22 protein-coding genes are annotated in these 18671 nt (G+C 37.0%); all 22 read right to left on the minus strand.

Going from position 1 to position 18671, the window contains the following annotated elements:
- Positions 1–8: 8 nt before the first annotated feature.
- Positions 9–590: an N-acetylmuramoyl-L-alanine amidase gene (locus I2I33_RS01085; protein ID WP_087419108.1), complete on the minus strand. Its 582-nt coding sequence runs from the start codon at positions 588–590 to the stop codon at positions 9–11.
- A gap of 11 nt (positions 591–601) precedes the next feature.
- Complete coding sequence (locus tag I2I33_RS01090; protein WP_087419109.1) at positions 602–973, minus strand: 3TM-type holin; 372 nt, start codon at positions 971–973, stop codon at positions 602–604.
- Positions 974–1276: 303 nt separating this feature from the next.
- Positions 1277–1660 (minus strand): DUF86 domain-containing protein, encoded by a 384-nt coding sequence (locus tag I2I33_RS01095; protein WP_087419110.1) that lies wholly within the window; start codon positions 1658–1660, stop codon positions 1277–1279.
- The gene (locus I2I33_RS01100; RefSeq protein WP_087419111.1) at positions 1653–1946 is read right to left on the minus strand and encodes a nucleotidyltransferase family protein; all 294 of its coding nucleotides are present in this window, start codon (positions 1944–1946) and stop codon (positions 1653–1655) included. Before I2I33_RS01100 ends, I2I33_RS01095 begins: the two co-directional genes overlap by 8 nt.
- A gap of 113 nt (positions 1947–2059) precedes the next feature.
- The gene (locus I2I33_RS01105; protein ID WP_087419112.1) at positions 2060–2452 is read right to left on the minus strand and encodes a LytR/AlgR family response regulator transcription factor; all 393 of its coding nucleotides are present in this window, start codon (positions 2450–2452) and stop codon (positions 2060–2062) included.
- Positions 2453–2647: 195 nt separating this feature from the next.
- Positions 2648–3823, minus strand: a complete 1176-nt coding sequence (locus I2I33_RS01110; protein WP_087419113.1) for a DegT/DnrJ/EryC1/StrS family aminotransferase — start codon at positions 3821–3823, stop codon at positions 2648–2650.
- Between the two features lie 26 nt (positions 3824–3849).
- Complete coding sequence (locus I2I33_RS01115) at positions 3850–4488, minus strand: MBL fold metallo-hydrolase (protein ID WP_087419114.1); 639 nt, start codon at positions 4486–4488, stop codon at positions 3850–3852.
- A 5-nt stretch (positions 4489–4493) separates the two neighbouring features.
- Entirely contained in the window at positions 4494–5123 is a 630-nt protein-coding gene (locus tag I2I33_RS01120) for a hypothetical protein (protein WP_087419115.1), read from the minus strand.
- An 11-nt stretch (positions 5124–5134) separates the two neighbouring features.
- On the minus strand, positions 5135–5878 hold the full coding sequence (locus I2I33_RS01125; RefSeq protein WP_087419116.1) for an SDR family NAD(P)-dependent oxidoreductase: 744 nt from the start codon (positions 5876–5878) through the stop codon (positions 5135–5137).
- Between the two features lie 9 nt (positions 5879–5887).
- Positions 5888–6937, minus strand: coding sequence for a 3-oxoacyl-ACP synthase III family protein (locus I2I33_RS01130; protein WP_195666713.1), 1050 nt, complete (start codon positions 6935–6937; stop codon positions 5888–5890).
- Between the two features lie 27 nt (positions 6938–6964).
- Complete coding sequence (locus tag I2I33_RS01135; RefSeq protein WP_162613662.1) at positions 6965–8023, minus strand: 3-oxoacyl-ACP synthase III family protein; 1059 nt, start codon at positions 8021–8023, stop codon at positions 6965–6967.
- A gap of 50 nt (positions 8024–8073) precedes the next feature.
- On the minus strand, positions 8074–8301 hold the full coding sequence (locus I2I33_RS01140; RefSeq protein ID WP_087419754.1) for an acyl carrier protein: 228 nt from the start codon (positions 8299–8301) through the stop codon (positions 8074–8076).
- A gap of 5 nt (positions 8302–8306) precedes the next feature.
- The gene (gene fabD, locus I2I33_RS01145; RefSeq protein WP_087419119.1) at positions 8307–9236 is read right to left on the minus strand and encodes an ACP S-malonyltransferase; all 930 of its coding nucleotides are present in this window, start codon (positions 9234–9236) and stop codon (positions 8307–8309) included.
- Between the two features lie 8 nt (positions 9237–9244).
- Complete coding sequence (locus I2I33_RS01150; protein WP_087419120.1) at positions 9245–9847, minus strand: GNAT family N-acetyltransferase; 603 nt, start codon at positions 9845–9847, stop codon at positions 9245–9247.
- A 76-nt stretch (positions 9848–9923) separates the two neighbouring features.
- Positions 9924–10559, minus strand: a complete 636-nt coding sequence (locus I2I33_RS01155; RefSeq protein WP_087419121.1) for a sugar transferase — start codon at positions 10557–10559, stop codon at positions 9924–9926.
- A gap of 42 nt (positions 10560–10601) precedes the next feature.
- A complete protein-coding gene (locus I2I33_RS01160) occupies positions 10602–11666 on the minus strand; it encodes a peptidoglycan bridge formation glycyltransferase FemA/FemB family protein (RefSeq protein WP_087419122.1) in 1065 nt (354 codons plus the stop codon).
- Positions 11667–11681: 15 nt separating this feature from the next.
- Positions 11682–12704 carry a hypothetical protein gene (locus I2I33_RS01165; protein WP_087419123.1) on the minus strand — a complete coding sequence of 341 codons (1023 nt, stop codon included), beginning with the start codon at positions 12702–12704 and terminating at the stop codon, positions 11682–11684.
- A gap of 129 nt (positions 12705–12833) precedes the next feature.
- Positions 12834–14051 carry a glycosyltransferase family 4 protein gene (locus I2I33_RS01170; protein WP_087419124.1) on the minus strand — a complete coding sequence of 406 codons (1218 nt, stop codon included), beginning with the start codon at positions 14049–14051 and terminating at the stop codon, positions 12834–12836.
- Between the two features lie 54 nt (positions 14052–14105).
- Complete coding sequence (locus tag I2I33_RS01175; protein WP_087419125.1) at positions 14106–15206, minus strand: glycosyltransferase; 1101 nt, start codon at positions 15204–15206, stop codon at positions 14106–14108.
- 29 nt (positions 15207–15235) lie between these two features.
- On the minus strand, positions 15236–16387 hold the full coding sequence (wecB, locus tag I2I33_RS01180) for a non-hydrolyzing UDP-N-acetylglucosamine 2-epimerase (protein WP_087419126.1): 1152 nt from the start codon (positions 16385–16387) through the stop codon (positions 15236–15238).
- A 187-nt stretch (positions 16388–16574) separates the two neighbouring features.
- Positions 16575–17603 carry a hypothetical protein gene (locus I2I33_RS01185; protein ID WP_087419127.1) on the minus strand — a complete coding sequence of 343 codons (1029 nt, stop codon included), beginning with the start codon at positions 17601–17603 and terminating at the stop codon, positions 16575–16577.
- A gap of 24 nt (positions 17604–17627) precedes the next feature.
- Entirely contained in the window at positions 17628–18668 is a 1041-nt protein-coding gene (locus I2I33_RS01190) for an EpsG family protein (protein ID WP_140402521.1), read from the minus strand.
- Positions 18669–18671 lie beyond the last annotated feature (3 nt).

The following is an 18671-nucleotide window of genomic DNA, read 5'->3' on the forward strand; positions in this document are numbered from 1 at the left end:
TTTCATTACTAAAACTTCAACCTTTTTCTCAACTCATCAAAAGGAAACGCCGGACCCGGATCCGTCTTTCGAGGGGTGATGTCCGAGTGTCTCACCAAGTACTTGATCCCGTAACACTCTTTCAACAAACGACAGATCTCCTCCGTAACCCCGAACTGCCCCTCGGTAAAAGAATGCCAGTATCTCGCCCTCCCCTCTTCTTCCGTCGTGTACACTTGATCGGGAGAATATTCCCGCCCGAAACTCGAATAATAGCGGTCTCCCACGCGTTGCAACTCCCCGGCATTATCCAGCTCGATCCCGATCGAACAATCATTCAGGTTCACCCGCCCGGCATGGAAACTCTTCCCGGCGTGCCAAGCCTTCACGTCAAAAGGTAACAACTGGAAAACCTCCGCGTCCCTTCCAACCACCACGTGAGCGGCAACACTCGTGTCCGGCCGACCCAAATAAAGTGCCGATGAAATCGCCCCGGCTCCAACCGTACTATGTAAAACAATCGTATCCACACGAGATAGTTTCACCTTACACTTTGAACACTGCAAGTACTTCACGTTATCCCCGAACAACAAATTCTCAATAATTTCCATGATACCCCGTTTTATTTCCATTTCCTTGACAACAAACAATCCGTCACCTTCTCCCCGCTTCTCCCGATCACGTATCCCCCAAGCCCGATCTCCAGCAAATCCCACAACCGGGAACTATCGGACAACAACGTCGATTCCATGAACATCCCCGACAAAATCACCAACGCGAACGCCAACATCACGATAGGACGCCAAGACCTCTGCAACCAATTTCCCCGGGCTTCTTCCCCCACCGCCGCCGACTGCTCCCGCACCAGCTCACTCTTGTAACGATACACCAAAGATTGAATCTCTTCCTGAATCTTCTGCTTTTCTTTCGAAGAAACCGACAAGCGGTTCACGATGTCACCGATCTCTCTAATCACGTTCTGTAATACACCCATAATCTTTTGTTTTTAAATTTGATATACCAAAAGTACACCCCAGAACGCCCGTTACCAACCATAATATCTGAACACACTCATTTATCATCCGAACGGCAGGAAAATTCATCCGAACAGACTTTTTTTCTCCACATACAATTATCTATACCCGCAAAAAAACTTAAATGACAAAGCTACCGTGATACATAGGAAAACAAAAAAAGGTATGACAAAAGCCTTAACACTCTCGTCACACCCTTATTATCGAATACTTTATCTCTACAATTTTATCCGAAGAAACACCTCAAATTTTAGTCACTCTCTTTACATTCTAGATAACTCCACATCACCTTGCACCTGAAGAAGCACATCCCGCAACAACGGCAAATCATCATGTATCGTTTGAAAAACAATTTCCGCATCTATCTCGAAATAATGATGAACAATGATGTCTCGCATCGCCATAACTCCTTTCCAATCCACGGAAGGGTAATTTTTCAGCAAATCTTTATTTGTCAAACGATCTAATTTCTTCACACTTTCCCCTATCGCTATTAACTTCATACAAACACTATCCAACAGGATCATCCCTGATTCCGAAAGCAAAAAATCATTTAATATCTGAATATCTTTCGTTCGCCTTAAAACAACATCGATAGTCTCTATGATTTGTCCGATTTCAGACAACACAAGTCGCTTATCACACATAAATACCCTCCTTCTCTATTCGTTCTCGCAAAAAAGCGTTCATGTGATCCCGTAAACGCACAATATCAACCCGGCATCCGAACAATTGTTCCAAAGTATTTTTCAAGCTTCCAAGACGAAACAATCCCATTGGGGGACACTCTACATACACATCCACGTCACTCTCCTCCGTTTGCTCTCCCCGTGCAACAGAACCGAAAATCCCGATACGGGATATTGCATAATGTCCCGCTTCTTTGTTTTTAAACTCCTTCAACAACTCTATGTACTCTTTTGTGGATTTCATACACGTGTTCCTTTCTTGATTACTATCAACAAAAATAAAAAAATAAACCGACAATACAAAGCGTAATGGGGATAAGGTCACCCCACAAGAATGATTAACAAATTTCCTTACCCCTACATCTCCTTATCCTCTCGCCCCTTTTTCACCCGTCCTAAATCCCAAAAATTAAAACACCCGAAGACCGCCGCTCGGTAAGGTGGACTGACTGGAAGCACGCTCTTACCGATACAGATCGCTTTCCCGATAAAACCATCCACTTCGCAAAGGTTCACGATATAACTCCGGTGTACCCGCCGGAACATATCCACGGGCAAAAAAGGCTCCAACATCAAGAGAGGATAAGCAATCGACAACCGGGGCTTATCCCGACGGTGAATATAACAATAACATCCCGAAGCCTCCACGTACAATATCTCCGAGTAAAAACACCTTTCCCTACGTTCACCCTGACGCACAAAAAAACAGTCTCGCATGAGACCTCTCGTCTGATCATTCGTTTCTTTCATAACGATTATTTTTATATCCCGCAAGATGACCTTTAACAACAAAGGCACGCCCCCGCATGCCTACAAACAACAAGGGTGTGACAAAAGCCCTAACACGCTCGTCACACCCTTGTTATCGAGTATCTTACCTCTATCTAAAATCTTTTACCCCTCAATCCAAAATCATAAATTATTTTCGGTCCTTCAATCTAAAATTTAAAATCTAAAATTAGAAAGTTGTCTCACAACTTTCGCCACTCTTTCTATATCTTGGTCAGTCAACGTCGGCCCAGACGGCAAACACAAACCGATCTCGAACAACCGATCACTCGTTCCGTTCCCGTAAAACGGGGCTTCCTTGAACACCGGTTGCAAGTGCATCGGTTTCCACAACGGACGACTCTCTATATTACCTCCCTCCAAAGTCAACCTCAGGTCTTCCCTCGTGAAACCCGCTTCCTCCGGTTTTACCGTGATACACGTCAACCAGTAATTCGAATTAAAACCTTCCCCTTCTGGCTGGCACATCACCTCCACCCCTTTCACTCCATTCAGTAACTTCACGTACAAATCGTGAATTGCTCTCCTACGGGCAATATGTTCATCCAGCACGAACATCTGCCCCCTCCCGATTCCCGCGCAGATATTACTCATCCGGTAATTATACCCGATCTTCTCGTGCTGGTAATGTGGAGCTTGCTCCCTCGCCTGCGTGGCATAAAACAACGCCCGTTTTGCTCGTTCCTCGTTCGGGCAAACCAACGCTCCGCCACCGGATGTTGTGATCATCTTGTTCCCGTTAAACGACAATGCCGCATATTCCCCGAAAGTCCCGCACTTCCGCCCCTTGTACTCCGAACCCAACGCCTCTGCCGAATCTTCTAATACAGGAATTTTATAATGATTAGCGACCTCCAATATTTCGTTCAATTTTCCCGGCATTCCATACAAATGCACGGTAATAATCGCCTTCGGCAACCGTCCGGTCTTTTCCTCTCGATCCTTAATCGCTTCTTCCAACAACTCCGGATCCATATTCCACGTCTCCTCCTCGCTATCCACGAAAACAGGCCTAGCCCCAAGATAAGCGATCGGGTTTGCCGATGCAGAAAACGTGAAACTTTGACATATCACCTCGTCCCCCTCACCAACACCTAAAAGTATCAAGCCCAAATGTAATGCGGCCGTTCCTGCACTTAACGCCACCACCTGTTTCTCTTCATTTTCAATTTTCAATTCTCCATTTTCAATTAAAAAATCTCGCAGAGATTTTTCAAAAGCATTCACGTTCGGTCCCAACGGGACCACCCAGTTCGTGTCAAATGCCTCTTGTATAAATTCTTGCTCCCGCCCGCTCATGTGAGCCAACGAGAGCCAAATTCTTGATTTCATTCTATTTAAATTTAGAAAACAATCCGTTATAGATTCCTGTATTGTTTTTCAATATCTTCAAGTATGAACGATTCCCCATGTCCCGGGTATACAATCGTTTTCCTACTATCATATTTAATAAATAACCGTTCAACACTTTTCTTAAAATCATCTAGTGAACCCCCATCTTTACGCCGAATAACAGGCTTATGTCCTTTGATAAGCGTATCACCACTAAAAAGATAATTATCAAAACTGAAACACATTGAACCAGATGAATGCCCGCGTGTTTCAGTAAAATCAAAACAAAGTCCGTTCCACATAAACTGACCATCCCCTTCAAATGTCCAATCCACCTTCGAGATACAAAAAGAGTCATCTCGATCTTCGCTAAATAACAACAAAAAATACCGCTGTGGTTTTTTCAAATTTTCAGCACATCTCCGAGAAGAAATAACTTTGGAACCAAACTTATCCCTTAACGTGTTACACCCCCAAACATGATCAAAATGTTCATGAGTAAGTATAATGTATTCAGGAATTAAACAATTCTGATTCAAAAAATTAAACAATTCCTCACAATCTTCTGTACCGGGATCAACTATAACACAACGTCCATCTTTATCGATAATATAGGTGTTAGAAGAAAATATTTCATTTTGTATACAAGATATTCTTAAAGACATTTCATCTATTTTAATAATGCCGCGGGATTTCCTAATACCGTTGTTGATGTTTTAACATTCCTCATCACGACACTCCCAGCACCAACAATAGCATTGGAAGCTATTTTAATTTTAGGATACACGGTACCCCCCGTGTATAAAACAGCATACTTATCAATACAATTTCGGCCACTGATTATTGTCCCCACATATAAATGGACATAATCTTCAATAACAGAATCATGCCCAACATTTACGTGATCTTGAATAATTACATGATTCCCGATTTTTGTATTCATTGATAATGTTGTAAATGCCCCTATAATATTGCCTTCCCCGATAACAGCTGTCCGGCTAATATTAGATTGTGGATGAATAATGTTGACAAATTTACCACCTTTTGCAACAATTTTTTCCACTGCCAAGTGCCTCACGTTTCCATCAACTTCAGCGCATATAAAAACATCATCATCAGACAAACTATAATTATCTACCGTTTCTATTACCGGCAAATCAAAGCATTCCTGCACGGGCATCTCTGATGACTTTAAATATCCTTTAACACGCCATTCTTGGCCACACTCTTTGGACAACAAAGCGTATTCGTGAACGATCCGTGCAAAACTCCCGGTACCGATAATCAACAAATTCTTCATGAAGTTTCCTATTATCTTAAAGTAAAACCTCCATCCATGGTAAAAAAATTCCCTGTCACCCATTGAGATACATCTGCAAGAAAATAAACAGCCGCGTACGCTATCTCTTCAGGTTTTGCAAATCTACCCATCGGGTAATGATCCTTTATTTCCTGAATCTCTTCTTGCAATGGATATTTCATTAACATCTCAGTCTCAACGAATGCCGGTTGAATGCAATTTACCCTTATTCTCATTCCCATAACCTCTAATGCCAATACTCGAGAGAAAGCGTTCAGAGCCCCTTTTGATGAAGCATATAATCCATTAGAAATTGTCGGGTAAAAAGCAGAAATAGAAGAAAGAAACACGATTGATCCAAATTTATTTATTTTCTTTTTCTTCAATAACGATTGTAAAAGCAATACCGGAGCCATAAAATTAATTGACATCATCTGTCCTATTTTCTCCATGCTAATATTCTTAATTAGAGATTTGTCGTTGACCCCAGCGGAAACAACAATCCCATCCAATTTAGGCAAACATGAAACCAAATATTCAACTTGACTGGTAATCACCAAATCTGCTTGCAACATAGAATGGCCTTCTCCCGATAACAATACCAGTGTTTCTTTAAGCCGTTCCTCGTTACGTCCCGTGATAATCAACAAAGCACCCATACGAGAACATTCAACAGCTATTGCACGTCCTATACCGGAAGAAGCTCCCGTTACTAAAATAGTTTTATTCTGTAATGAAAAAGGATTATAATCCATAATATATAATTATAAAAATAATAATTCAGGACAAACAACTCTACCTAATTCAAAATAAACACTCCCCCACGACAATCCCCCACCAAAACCAGTGGCGATAATTTTTTTATTCTGCACACGATGTCCCAACTGGCAGACGATAGTCAACGGAATTGCTGTTGAAGAGGTATTCCCAAAATCACGCATATTATTAGGACATTTCAAGACATCTAATCCTAATTTCCTTATTATTCGCTCGTTAATCATCCAATTTGCCTGATGCAAAACAAAGTAATCTATGCTCTGTTGATCAAGTTCAAAATGCTCAAAAAGATTTTTGATACTTTTAGGAGCTTTTGATATAGCAAAAGAAAAAATAGTAGCACCATCCATGTGTGTCTGCAATCTATTTCTCTCAATACCATCATCACCAACTTCATATTTAAGCGATTCTCCTGTCACGGGATTCCTAAACCCTCCATCAGGAATCATCACAGATTTGTATCCACTACCATCCGTGTGCAAATCAAAATGTAAAGGATGAACATTCTCCGCGTATTCTAACGCTGTTGCCGTACCCGCATCTCCCGATATTAAATTTACCCGATCAAAAGGCGATCTCGTCTTGGAAACTGTTTCACCCACTAATAAAAGAGCCTTTTTAATCCGACCTGCACTAACAATAGAGGATATTGCTGATAATCCATAAACCCATCCCGGACAGCTTAATGAAAGATCAAAACAGATACACTCGGTCGAAAGGTTTAAACGGTCTTGAAGAATACAAGAGGTAGCCGGATAGATATAATCTGTGGTTTGAGAAACAAAAATCAAACATTCTATCTCGGATTTATCCCAACCCAATTCTTCTATTAATTTTTCCGCAGCCTTGTAACACAAATCCGAAGAACAAATATCAGGCTCTGCCACATGGCGTCTTTCCACACCTGTTGTTGATATATATTTCTTTAATTCCTGCTCCGAACTAAACAAAGAAGATTCTAAATTCTCAACGACTCGAAATGGAACACAGGCAGAAAATCCGCAGATCTTAACCCGATCAATACTAAACAAAGCCATACATTCAATTTAATAAATAAACCTTACCTAAATATATTGTATCTCTGAACAAAAAATATCACTTGAAGAGATACGGGCAGAAACTATAGAAAAACCACCACCGATCGTCGTCATCAATAAATCTAATTTTTCTTTTTTTAATACATCTTTCATCTGGGTCACCATCGTCAAAGGGATAGAGGCTCCGGATGAATTACCGTAATCCTGAAAAGAATAAGGCACTTTTTCCTTCGGAATTTTAAGTTTTGTCCTGATCTTTTCGCAAAGAAATTTATTTGCCTGGTGCATCACGAAATAATCAATTTTATCCAAATCAATATTATAATGCTCCGTTAAGCTTCTAACAGACTTTGGAATAAAAGAATTAGCGAAAGAAAATACATCCGCTCCGTTCATTTTTAAATGAGTCCTATTCCGTTTTATTCCATTACCAAAATCCTCCACTATAAACGACTCCGGAGTTATCGGGTTTCGATAGCCACCATCAGGTATATAAACGGATTCCATTTCAGAACCATCCGTCAAAAAATGAAAATCCATCAAGTCACAATTTTCAGGCGAGTACTCCAAAGCAGCCACTGCTCCCGCATCTCCAAATATCAAATAAGTACTTTGATCCTCGTAACTAACATTTTTAGATTGAGTATTCCCAACTAACAACAATGCCTTTCTCATTGAACCGGAAGACAAAAGATTACTTATAACACTCAATCCATACAAGAAACCGGAACAGCCATGATTCAAGTCAAAGGCCATGCAGGACGTGGGTAAACCTAAACGAGTTTGAAGGATACAGGAAGTTGAAGGTAATTTATAATCACCCGTATGAGAAACAAATACTAATAAATCTATTTCAGATTTATTCCAACCTAAATCTGAAATCAACTTTTCAGCCGCAGTGTAACACAGGTCTGACGTACATTGTTCTAAAGTGACCCGATGCTTTCTCTCAACCCCGGTAGATTGTATGTACTTGTTTATTTCCTCCTCTGTCATCAAATCGTATGCTTTAGTTTCAATGACCTGCGATGGGACACAAGCAGCCAAACCCTTGATTTTCACATTTTTTACACTCAAAAAAGACATAATCGTTCTTTTTAGTTTACTCGCTATTATAATAGCGAGTAAATAATTTTTCATCTAGAAATTACAAGTTGATATAATTCTTCGATCGTGTTACAATTACGAATATCCGTACCGGTAACACGTACATCGAATTCATCATCCACCATTGAAATGATTGACAATGCGACTAACGATCCCCATTCTTCCAACTCTTTATAAACTGTTGTTGCCGTAAACACGTCTGCAGACGTATCATCAAATTGCTCTGCGAATAATTGAATAAATTTCTCTAAATTCATAATTATCATTTTTTAAAATAAGTGATTTTATTCATATATGTAGATATTTCTGTCAAAGATGCCACTTTCTTATCTGGACACATACGTGTCACAATTTTCTGTAACGTGTCATCCGTACCAACTTCATAATACTCCGTGATCCCATCTTGCTCCAAATTACGTACAATCTGAGTCCAAAGAACCGGGTGTGTGATATGGTCAATTAAATTAGCCTTAATTTCATCTATATCCACATGCCTTTTCCCATCCACGCACTGGTAAATCGGAATCCTTGGTTTTTTAAAGTCTGTATTTTCTATTATTAGCCCCAATTCACTCCTTGCTTCCTCCATATAAGGAGAATGAAAAGAGCCTCCAATGGCAAGTGGTACAGCCTTTTTTGCCCCCTCAGACTTGAATATTTTACAAGCTAACTTGATCCCTTTTTTTGATCCTGTAATCACAACCTGACCGGGACCGTTATAATTTGCAAAATATACAGGCTCGCCCGATTCTTCCGCGATTTCTTTCAACCTTTTCTCTACAAATTCATCCGAAAAACCAATAATAGCCCCCATAGCTGTATCAAATTTCTCACAAACCTTTTGGGCGATCAAGGCCCGGTTTAGTACCAGATTCAATCCATCTTCAAATGACAAACACCCGTTAACCACCAATGCTGCAAACTCGCCCAAGGAATGACCGGCAACAACGTCCGGTGCAACTTCCTCTTGAGTCAATGCTAAAATCACCTCATAAAGGAAAACAGCGGGTTGTGTGTTTTTAGTCTCCATCAGCTCCAACTCCGAACCATGAAACATGACATCCGTAATACGTCGACCTAATAATTGATTCGCCCACTCAAAATATTCTTTCGCTTTCGGGAATTTCTCGTAAAGTTCCCTTCCCATCCCTTCCTTCTGGCAACCTTGCCCCGGAAAAATAAATGCTTTCATTCGTTATCTTATTTATCCTTTGATATATCTCTGAATCTTCTAATAATAGCTCGAAGTTCATAATCTCCATTATGGAGATACTTATAGTAATCTTCTCTCAGAAGAGCAAATAAAAATCTATTATGATATACGCCATCTTTATATATAGCTTGCTTCTCAATTCCCTCCAACTCGTATTTCATAGATTTCACCAAACAAAGAGAAGTTTTGTGTTCTCCAAGACAACTCCCATAAACTCGATTCAAATTCAATGTGTCGAAAGCATAAGAAAGCAGCAATAAACCTCGCTCGATTAAAGATATTCCATCCCGGTACTCCCGATCACCAATCACGACACCCCCTCCAAAAGCACTCCTGTGTATATAATCAATATTATTAATTGACGTGTATCCTATCATCTTTTGGGATTCATCATTAACGCAGATGGCCCAATAAATATCCGTTGTATTATTCATTATCTTTTCCCTGACCCATTCTTTCTCTCGTTCAGAAGAAACATATCGAAAAGTCCCCCCTGTCAATTTTTGAATTTCCGGGTCATTTCGCCACTTATTAATCAATAAGTAGTCATTGGGCTCAAATGCCCTAAAAAAAATACTATATTTTTCCATATACCTTCATTAATGCTAATATATAATCCATTATCCTATAAAACATTTGCACCGATCACGGCTAATTTTTTCATGATTACAATTTCATTGATTTTAATCGCTCCAGAATATGTAAATCGTCCACGTCCTTCATGTTTGCACTCCCCTCCCCTACCCCTTTTCGAGCGAACACGTTAGTGATAGTTTTAAACAAAATATTAATATCCAATAGCAACGAAACATGGTCCACGTACCAAACATCATATTCGAACTTCTTACTCAATTTCATCAAGTTCCTACCATGAACTTGAGACCACCCGGTAATACCCGGTCTTACTTCCTGCCGGCGAAGCTGGAATTCATCGAACACTTTCAAGTACACCGGAACTAGAGGCCTTGGACCTATAAGAGACATCTCCCCCTTCAACACGTTTATCAACTGGGGTAACTCATCAATGGAAAGAGAACGAATAAATTTCCCGACTTTAGTCAATCGCATGACATCTGGTAATAATTCTCCATTCTCGTCTCTCTCGTCTGTCATCGTTTTGAACTTGATAATCTTGAATATTTTACAATTTTTCCCGGGTCTATCTTGCAAAAACAAAGCTCCTGCCCCCTTGTTGACGATAGTCAACCATACGTACACAACCACTAAAAAAGGGGACAAAACTATCAAGGCAATCAAGGCCACGACAAAATCCAAAAGCCTCTTGAAAAACTTTTTATACATACATTTTCATTATAAAATTAATAATTCCAATGCTTTCTGCTTTTACATTCCTCTATATAATGGAAAAAATAATGAATTCATGTCAAAATTCTTATCATAAGTTTCTCGCATTTTCACAAGTTTTGCATACACATCTGCATTTACGACACATTTACCTACTGAAAACACTCGTCCCTGACTACGAGAAAATGCTTGTTTAAACCTAAAAAGTCCATCTTCTTTCGCACCTAAACCGCCACCTAGATGGAATGTTTTAAATCCCTGTTGACTTCCCCAACACGCAGCCTCGTATAACAACAAATTAGAAGCAGCCAAGGATCGGTATTCCCAAAAAGAACCTGATAAATGGTAATGCATGCGTTGATTGGCATATAACATGATTGACATGGCCACAATCTTTCCTCCATACAAGGCATAGAATATCTCGTGATTACTAGCGAAGTCATTATTTATTGACAAGTAAAACTGGTCTTCAAAATAATAATACGCTGATGCATTATCTTTATCCATTGTACTGTTGTAAATTTTTTTAAAAACAGCAAACAATTGCAACCCCTTGCCGTGGCAAATACTCACACCTAGTTTTCCCGCCTTACGAATCATATTCCGATTTTTACTCGTAAGATTATTCCAGATAACTTCTGGAGACCGGATATCCATCTCGATAGTTTTTCCTACATCAACCGGGGAAAATAAAGAAGGTAAATACCTAGCATTTTCGATTTGAGGGTGATACCGGATAAACAAGGATACTATTTTCTCTCGTTGTAACAATTCAACAAAAGCTTCTTGAAACACGTGAAAAGTTTTTTGACTTGTATCCCCTTCAAAAATAAATCCCCCGTACCCGTAAGGAGTTACCAAGTCAAAATATTCTCGGGGAGTTAACAAACTAGCATAAATAGGCAACATTGAAATATCGCGTTTCATGAACACGCACACTCCTCGTAAACCGGCATCATGGTAGTAAAACAATAATGGCTCTCCATCACCATGCACCTGAAAAGCTTTCACGTACCCGCTCAAGTAATAGACATCATGATCTTTAAAAGACATGACAACCTGATCCCAGTACAAGGAATCCTTTATCAAAATTATTTCAAACATGATTATTCCCGAGAATCAATTACAAATCTCTTCAAGTTCATTTCTTAATTCCTGCATATTCTCCAAGGTATAACGCCCGTCACAATGAAGAGACAACATGCGTTTACTAATATCGATCTCTTTCCCCGTGCTATTTTCAGGAAGATTCCATAAAACCGACGGGTAAATATTCCTTTTTATTAGCTCCACTCTAACTTCTTCTCTCTTAAGATTCGAATTAAACAATAACACTAGAGAAAAAGGATTACATTGCTCATTTTCTAGGGGAAGACAGACCGCACTAGAGAAACAAGCTTGTAGCAAATGGTTCCAGTTCTTTTTTTTCTGCAAGTACCATTCCTCAATACCTATACTTTGCACTAGTTCTAAACTATCGGTAGAAATTCGAGACAACGGTAAATCTTTGAAACCATTCTCTGTTGCCATGTATACATCTCTAAATTTTCCCTTTTCAACATCCTCCCCGACCAAGTAACGCCTTTTCATTTCCATGGCCATGAATCTATTTTTTGAAAAAAATTCGTTCTCGTTTGTTTGTTCCACTTGAGGTAAAACATATCCCACGGGAGACCACAGCACGCCTCCTTCGGCTATGGGCAAGGTCTTTCTCAGTGACGCAATACACCAATTAGCATTACTTTTGATCGACCACTCGCCGATCAAATCATGAGAATGATCTTCTATTACTGGAACGGGAACACGTGAATTATCCCTCCAACTCCTTGTCCCAAAATAATTCATTCGTAATAACACGTCCCCAACTTGAAAATTGAGCTTGTCAATCACATCATCGTCATCTTGGTTACCGGGAAAATCATTATAAAAAGAAACTTTAATTCCCGTTTGACAAATGTAATCTATAACGTCATAACAAAAATAACGAGGAAACCAAACCCGTCTATACTTTCCCCGTTCCAAAACTGCGAGAAGAGCCTGCCTCCCACAAGCGTAATAAATGACTTTTGGGAAATAATCACTAAAAGGCAAGCCTCTTTTTATATCATTACAAAAATGGAAATCCGAACCAAATTCTCTCATTTCACTTGTTTTAACATTTATATTCTGAAACAGAACAAATAAATCCCCGATCCTTGCGAAACGTAAAACAATAAAACAAACTAGCAAAAAGGGGCAATCATTAAAGCGAACAAGAAATCGAACAAGCGTTTAAAACAATTCTGATACATTATTGCTATTGCATTTTTCTAGAATATCCACAACAGCCAAAGACAAATTCGATTTATCAAAAACATCGATTGACAAGCGTCGAGCATTTCTCCCCCATTGGTTTATTAGCTCTTTATTATCTTTGCAACTAACAATTTTTTTATAAAGGTCTTGAGGACTATCCGGATCTACATAAAAACCACAGTCATACTTTTCAACCAAATCTTTTGTCCACCCTGCAGAATTCACAATTATTGGTTTCCCCGCAGATAACGTATCAAAAAGCTTATTCGGAGAATTCGTATATAAAACTGGTAAATTTAAAAATGGCACAATACTAATATCACATATATTAACAATTTCAGATACTACGCTCATTTTATGAGCTCCGAGGAACGACACGTTCGATAAATCATATTTCTTAACTAATTCTTTTAATAAAGGTAAAGTCGCACCATCTCCCATAAAAATAAAATTCACATCATTTATCGACCGTTCATGAAATAATCTCGCTGTTTCAATAATATATGATAAACCATTAGCCCTTCCCATCGAACCGAAGTGAATAACATTAAACTTGTTAACATCAATAGAGAATTCTTTAATAAAATCCTGTGATTTTTCTCGCGGGTAAAATATATCTGGTTTCGACATATTAGGAATGACTGTTACTTTCGACTTGGAGATTCCCGCTGATATAACTCCATCCTTCATACCCGGAGACAATGCTATTATATGTTCCGCATTCAGGTATATCTTCCTCTCCATGAATCTTAAAAATTTAATCACGAAAGGATTACGAATAGCGCCTATTTGTATGGGAAATTCCGGCCACAAATCACGGACCTCAAATACATATCTCCACTTTTTTAAACATTTAAGCCTTAAAGCTATGTATCCGACTGTTAAAGGTGTCGACGTTGCAAAAACAAGATCAACATTTCCCTCCCGTTTTGCTTGGGCTATCGACAATCGCACAAATCGCAAAAAAGACTTAACTTTCTGCCATTTAGACATATAATTATTATAATTATTCCCCAAATAAAGAACATCTATCCCCTCGATTTTCTTTCTTTCATATCCTTTAATAGAACTCCGCGAGGTAATTACCACCACCTCATGCCCACACTTTACCAACTCTTTTGCTATCCAATAAGAACGTGTTCCACCTCGTTCTTCAGGAGTAACAAAATACTGATGAATATATAATATTTTCATTCAATTAATATAAAACACAAATACTTTAAAACATCAACAGAGAAGCTTTACAAATCAATTATTTACAATTTCCTTTATCTTAAGGAAGAAATCTTTATTAACACTCACACAATACTTTTTCCCTATCAATTGACAAGCTCGAATTTTCTGCTCTATATCCAAAGCAGATAAACTACGTATAAATTTTACTAAAGCCTGATCGTCTAAAGGATCAATCGCATAACCAATATTTAAACTATTCACTTTTTCAGCTAAAAAAGTTCCTTGAGTCACAATAATAGGAGTTTCAAAATAAATTGACTCGTATACCTTATTCGGTTCTGCATATTTTACATTTTCAAATTCAGAATCATAAGTAGCGAGTACCATATCAATTTCTGAATAAATCAAGGGTAAATCATCTGGATTTTTAAAAGAACCATGGAAAAAAATATTTGGAAAGGCCTTCAATTCATCATATTGCTTTCTCACATTATCCATGATATATCCATAAAAATGAATCTCATGATGAGGAAAATATTTCAATAACATTCTTGCAAAATTATAGACAGACCTAAATCTAACAGCTCCAACGAAAGCGAATTTGATTTTATCAATATTAATTGGATTTTTAGGTAGTATCTTCAATGATAATATTTTTTCATTTAAACGATTAGGTATTACTGAAATATTTTTAGGGCTTATTTTCCTAAAATGATATTGTACAAAACCTTCTGACGTAAAAACAGTGTGTATTGAACGTTTTATAGCGAATTCATCAATTTTCTTAAAGCATTTTCTTATTAAACTGTTCTTCATATATGTGTATGTCAAATCTGCTTCTTCATAAATAAAACAATTACGGGGTGCTATAATCAATGAAAAAAACGCAATATCTAGACCTAAATAATAATATATAACATCAGCACCACGATATTTGTTAAATAATCCATACAACGATGATATTATTTTAAAAGATCTTTTAAAATAACTTAATGTATTTGAATAACAACCAAGAATTTCAATATTAATATGATCAAAGTTTACACAAGTACTCGTTTCCCGGCTAAAACCATAAGCAGATACCTCATACCCATTTTGACGAAATTCATTAATTCTTTTATAACATCTTGGGTCTTGTACTGTGTTCAATATGAAAACAATTTTCTTTTTCATCTAAATCGATATTTCAAACAAATCTATACTCAAGAAAGAATATCAACAATTCGTTGACAAGCCAGCCCGTCTCCATAGGGATTAATTGCATGACTCATTTTATCATAGAATTCACTATTACATAATAGAATAGAAACATTATCAATAATTCGTTCTGTATTTGTTCCTACAAGCAAAACGGTTCCCGCTTCAAGTGCTTCCGGACGTTCAGTTGTGTCTCGCATAACTAATACAGGTTTCCCTAATCCGGGAGCCTCTTCTTGAATTCCCCCACTATCAGTAAGAACGATGTGTGCTTTCTCCATCAAATAAACAAAAGAAAAATATTCAAGTGGCTCAATAAAAAATATATTATTCAATTGTACCAAGTCCTCCCCAAATATTTCCCTAATTGGTTTCCTAACATTCGGATTTAAATGCATAGGATACACAAAATCAACTTCTGGATATTTTTCGACAAGAACTTTAATAGCCTGACAAATATGGTTAAAACCCTCTCCAAAATTTTCTCGCCGATGTCCCGTAATCAATACTAGTTTCTTCCCATCAATCAAACGTCCAGCATCATATCCAGAATCTCTTAAACTCTTGTCAAGCTCAAAACGAAGCTCCTCATTTGATTCAATTTTACGTATCACCCAGTATAGAGCATCAATTACTGTATTACCAGTAACAATAATTTGTTCTTCCTGTACATTTTCCGCAAGCAAATTAGTTTTACTTAATAATGTAGGAGCAAAATGATAACTTGCAATTTTACCAGTAATTAATCGATTCATCTCTTCCGGCCATGGACTATAAATATTATGAGTTCTCAAACCAGCCTCAACATGGCCAACAGGAATCTGCTGATAAAAAGCGGCTAAAGCAGCAGAAATTGACGTTGTAGTATCTCCATGCACAAGTACAATATCGGGTTGTTCACATTTTAACACATCCCGCATCCCAACAAGAACACGAACTGTAACATCATAAAGATCTTGATTCTCTTTCATAATATTCAAGTCATAATCCGGTACTATATCAAACAAATCCAATACCTGATCAAGCATCTTACGATGTTGCCCCGTCACACATACAATTGTTTGAAATTTATCTACATATTTCTCAAACTCTTTCACAAGAGGAGCCATTTTTATTGCTTCGGGACGAGTCCCAAAAACCAACATTACTTTTTTCACTTAAATATTTATTTGATAAAACAATTACAAACTATTATTTAGCACAATCTTTACTATGGATATAGACAAAGAAAACCATATAATAAATATCCATAATTAATCATTATACTCACACACCTGTCACAACAAGTAATGATTTAAGAAAATAGGACTTTGAAATTTCTTTCACATTAAGTCAAACAAAATTTCACTTTTCACATATAAAACAATCACTTACAACATCTCTTATGACAATTATGTCATCTTCATTTTCGACTTTAGACAAAAAACTATCCAAATACGCTAGTGAATCTGCTGATATATTTTTGGGATGACCAATTATTGTAAAATATTCAGCCCCTTTTTCTTTATATGAACGATATACATATTCAAGATTAAAAAAAGATTGATAATCAATTGAGGCTACTGTGAGCATTTTTGCAGATATTTTACATAAATATTGATATAACACACGCATTTTTGCTTGAGGAAAATCTCCTCCATCCCCCCAATTTTTCGTTCTATACCTTCTCATATTCATTCGCTTTGTTTGGAAATATTTCCAAATACCCATACTTTTGCATGTACTTATAGGTAATTCGTATAGTATTCCAGATCTATCTTCTTCCGCAACATCAGCAGAAAAACGATATAAAGTCTTTATTGACGGTTTTGAATAATCATATCGATGATTCTTCCCCTTATTAGAAGTTTTAGCAAATGGCAGAACAGATGAATCTACCACCAATTTATTGTTTTTCATTACATTATGAAATTCCACAAAATCTTGTATAGAATACCCTCCCGCCCTAAATGCGATAACTTTTGAACCAATTATTTCCTCTAGGAGACAAACACTCTTTTCGAAATAATCACTTGCTTCATTTACAGGAATATCAGATAATTTATAATGATCCCAATCTAAAACCCAAGCTTCTCCAATTAAATCTGAAAAAAACCATTGAGGATGCAAATGAAGTTCAATGTCATGTCCAAATCGTTGTAGCGCAATAATATTTGAAACCACTTTTTCATACTCAGATTTAGCAAATAAATTATTTTCAGACAATTGCTTTAATCTAAAAACATACGCCATATCTACAAATATTACAGCTTTCACACCATGATTTGCACATACATTATTAAAACATTCCATCGGCTTGATCAAACAATTATCAATTGTTCCTACAATATCATTAAGAAATAATTCATAATCAAGCGTTATTAATATTTTCATTATAAGTCTATTTAAATTATTAACTCACTTGCACAATTCATCAAAAAGCAAATTAGAATAAGGCAATACACCAGCAGAACCATTAGACAAAAACACAAAGAAAAATATTCCCACGAACATCAATAATACGCCCCAAATAAAAAGTTTTTCTCTTTCCCTGTTATTAGATAAATATATTGGAAAAAAAATAATTTGAACTATCGAAAAATAAAAAACAATACGTAATCCTAACTCTAATCGATAGGTCATATTATTTATTAACAAGCCAAACAAATAAATTTTAAACCAAAGAGTATCAAGAATTTCTTTTTTTGCTGTCTTATAAATAAAGATGCATAAAATATTCCAAAATAAGATCAATAATATTGCATAAAATATTCTATCTCCTGTCCTAATTCCAGCATCGCTTTCCACAAAAAATTTCGCATAAGGGCCAGCTATTATCCTAAATATATTGCCATCGAAAAAAAAAGTTCCTATAACAAAAGAAAAAATCAACAGCAAATAAAAATAAAAACTATTTAACTTTACATTTCTTATCAATAATATAGAAAACGCAACCAATGCAGATAAATGACAAGTTGCAGCAATGACCATACAAAGAATAAATCCTTTTACTTTTTCTAAATCTAACAAATAATATCCATATAATACAACAGAAACAGCTAACATTTGCCGAGTAACATTCATTGAATAAAAAATAAAAAACAATGAAAAAAGAAAAAATAATGAACTATTTCTATTTGGACTATTCTTTACGATAACATTGGCAAATAAAAATAGCATTATACAACTCACAATCCACTGCATCACATTGAATTGTAAACCTAGTTGGTAACAAACATAATTAAAGTAACCATATAACGGCTCCGGATAACCTTCGTATCCATTCTGGCCGATCATCTCATATATATCTGCGTACACATACGTATCAGCTCCAACTGTTTCCGAACGAAAACCGATAAGAAGTGAAAATAAGAACAATATAGCATAAAATACAAATTTCTTATTCTTAAAGAAACATGTCATCAAGACGATGAACCACAATACACTAAAAAGCCACATATC

The sequence above is a fragment of the Butyricimonas sp. BSD2780061689_150309_C8 genome (genome assembly GCF_015560935.1).
Lineage (GTDB): Bacteria > Bacteroidota > Bacteroidia > Bacteroidales > Marinifilaceae > Butyricimonas > Butyricimonas paravirosa.

Excerpts from the sequence above, each read along its gene's own strand:
- I2I33_RS01085 (WP_087419108.1), bottom strand. The coding sequence starts at position 590 with ATGGAAATTATTGAGAATTTGTTGTTCGGGGATAACGTGAAGTACTTG.
- I2I33_RS01090 (WP_087419109.1), bottom strand. The coding sequence starts at position 973 with ATGGGTGTATTACAGAACGTGATTAGAGAGATCGGTGACATCGTGAAC.
- I2I33_RS01095 (WP_087419110.1), bottom strand. The coding sequence starts at position 1,660 with ATGTGTGATAAGCGACTTGTGTTGTCTGAAATCGGACAAATCATAGAG.
- I2I33_RS01100 (WP_087419111.1), bottom strand. The coding sequence starts at position 1,946 with ATGAAATCCACAAAAGAGTACATAGAGTTGTTGAAGGAGTTTAAAAAC.
- I2I33_RS01105 (WP_087419112.1), bottom strand. The coding sequence starts at position 2,452 with ATGAAAGAAACGAATGATCAGACGAGAGGTCTCATGCGAGACTGTTTT.
- I2I33_RS01110 (WP_087419113.1), bottom strand. The coding sequence starts at position 3,823 with ATGAAATCAAGAATTTGGCTCTCGTTGGCTCACATGAGCGGGCGGGAG.
- I2I33_RS01115 (WP_087419114.1), bottom strand. The coding sequence starts at position 4,488 with ATGTCTTTAAGAATATCTTGTATACAAAATGAAATATTTTCTTCTAAC.
- I2I33_RS01120 (WP_087419115.1), bottom strand. The coding sequence starts at position 5,123 with ATGAAGAATTTGTTGATTATCGGTACCGGGAGTTTTGCACGGATCGTT.
- I2I33_RS01125 (WP_087419116.1), bottom strand. The coding sequence starts at position 5,878 with ATGGATTATAATCCTTTTTCATTACAGAATAAAACTATTTTAGTAACG.
- I2I33_RS01130 (WP_195666713.1), bottom strand. The coding sequence starts at position 6,937 with ATGGCTTTGTTTAGTATTGATCGGGTTAAGATCTGCGGATTTTCTGCC.
- I2I33_RS01135 (WP_162613662.1), bottom strand. The coding sequence starts at position 8,023 with ATGTCTTTTTTGAGTGTAAAAAATGTGAAAATCAAGGGTTTGGCTGCT.
- I2I33_RS01140 (WP_087419754.1), bottom strand. The coding sequence starts at position 8,301 with ATGAATTTAGAGAAATTTATTCAATTATTCGCAGAGCAATTTGATGAT.
- fabD (WP_087419119.1), bottom strand. The coding sequence starts at position 9,236 with ATGAAAGCATTTATTTTTCCGGGGCAAGGTTGCCAGAAGGAAGGGATG.
- I2I33_RS01150 (WP_087419120.1), bottom strand. The coding sequence starts at position 9,847 with ATGGAAAAATATAGTATTTTTTTTAGGGCATTTGAGCCCAATGACTAC.
- I2I33_RS01155 (WP_087419121.1), bottom strand. The coding sequence starts at position 10,559 with ATGTATAAAAAGTTTTTCAAGAGGCTTTTGGATTTTGTCGTGGCCTTG.
- I2I33_RS01160 (WP_087419122.1), bottom strand. The coding sequence starts at position 11,666 with ATGTTTGAAATAATTTTGATAAAGGATTCCTTGTACTGGGATCAGGTT.
- I2I33_RS01165 (WP_087419123.1), bottom strand. The coding sequence starts at position 12,704 with ATGAGAGAATTTGGTTCGGATTTCCATTTTTGTAATGATATAAAAAGA.
- I2I33_RS01170 (WP_087419124.1), bottom strand. The coding sequence starts at position 14,051 with ATGAAAATATTATATATTCATCAGTATTTTGTTACTCCTGAAGAACGA.
- I2I33_RS01175 (WP_087419125.1), bottom strand. The coding sequence starts at position 15,206 with ATGAAAAAGAAAATTGTTTTCATATTGAACACAGTACAAGACCCAAGA.
- I2I33_RS01185 (WP_087419127.1), bottom strand. The coding sequence starts at position 17,603 with ATGAAAATATTAATAACGCTTGATTATGAATTATTTCTTAATGATATT.
- I2I33_RS01190 (WP_140402521.1), bottom strand. The coding sequence starts at position 18,668 with ATGTGGCTTTTTAGTGTATTGTGGTTCATCGTCTTGATGACATGTTTC.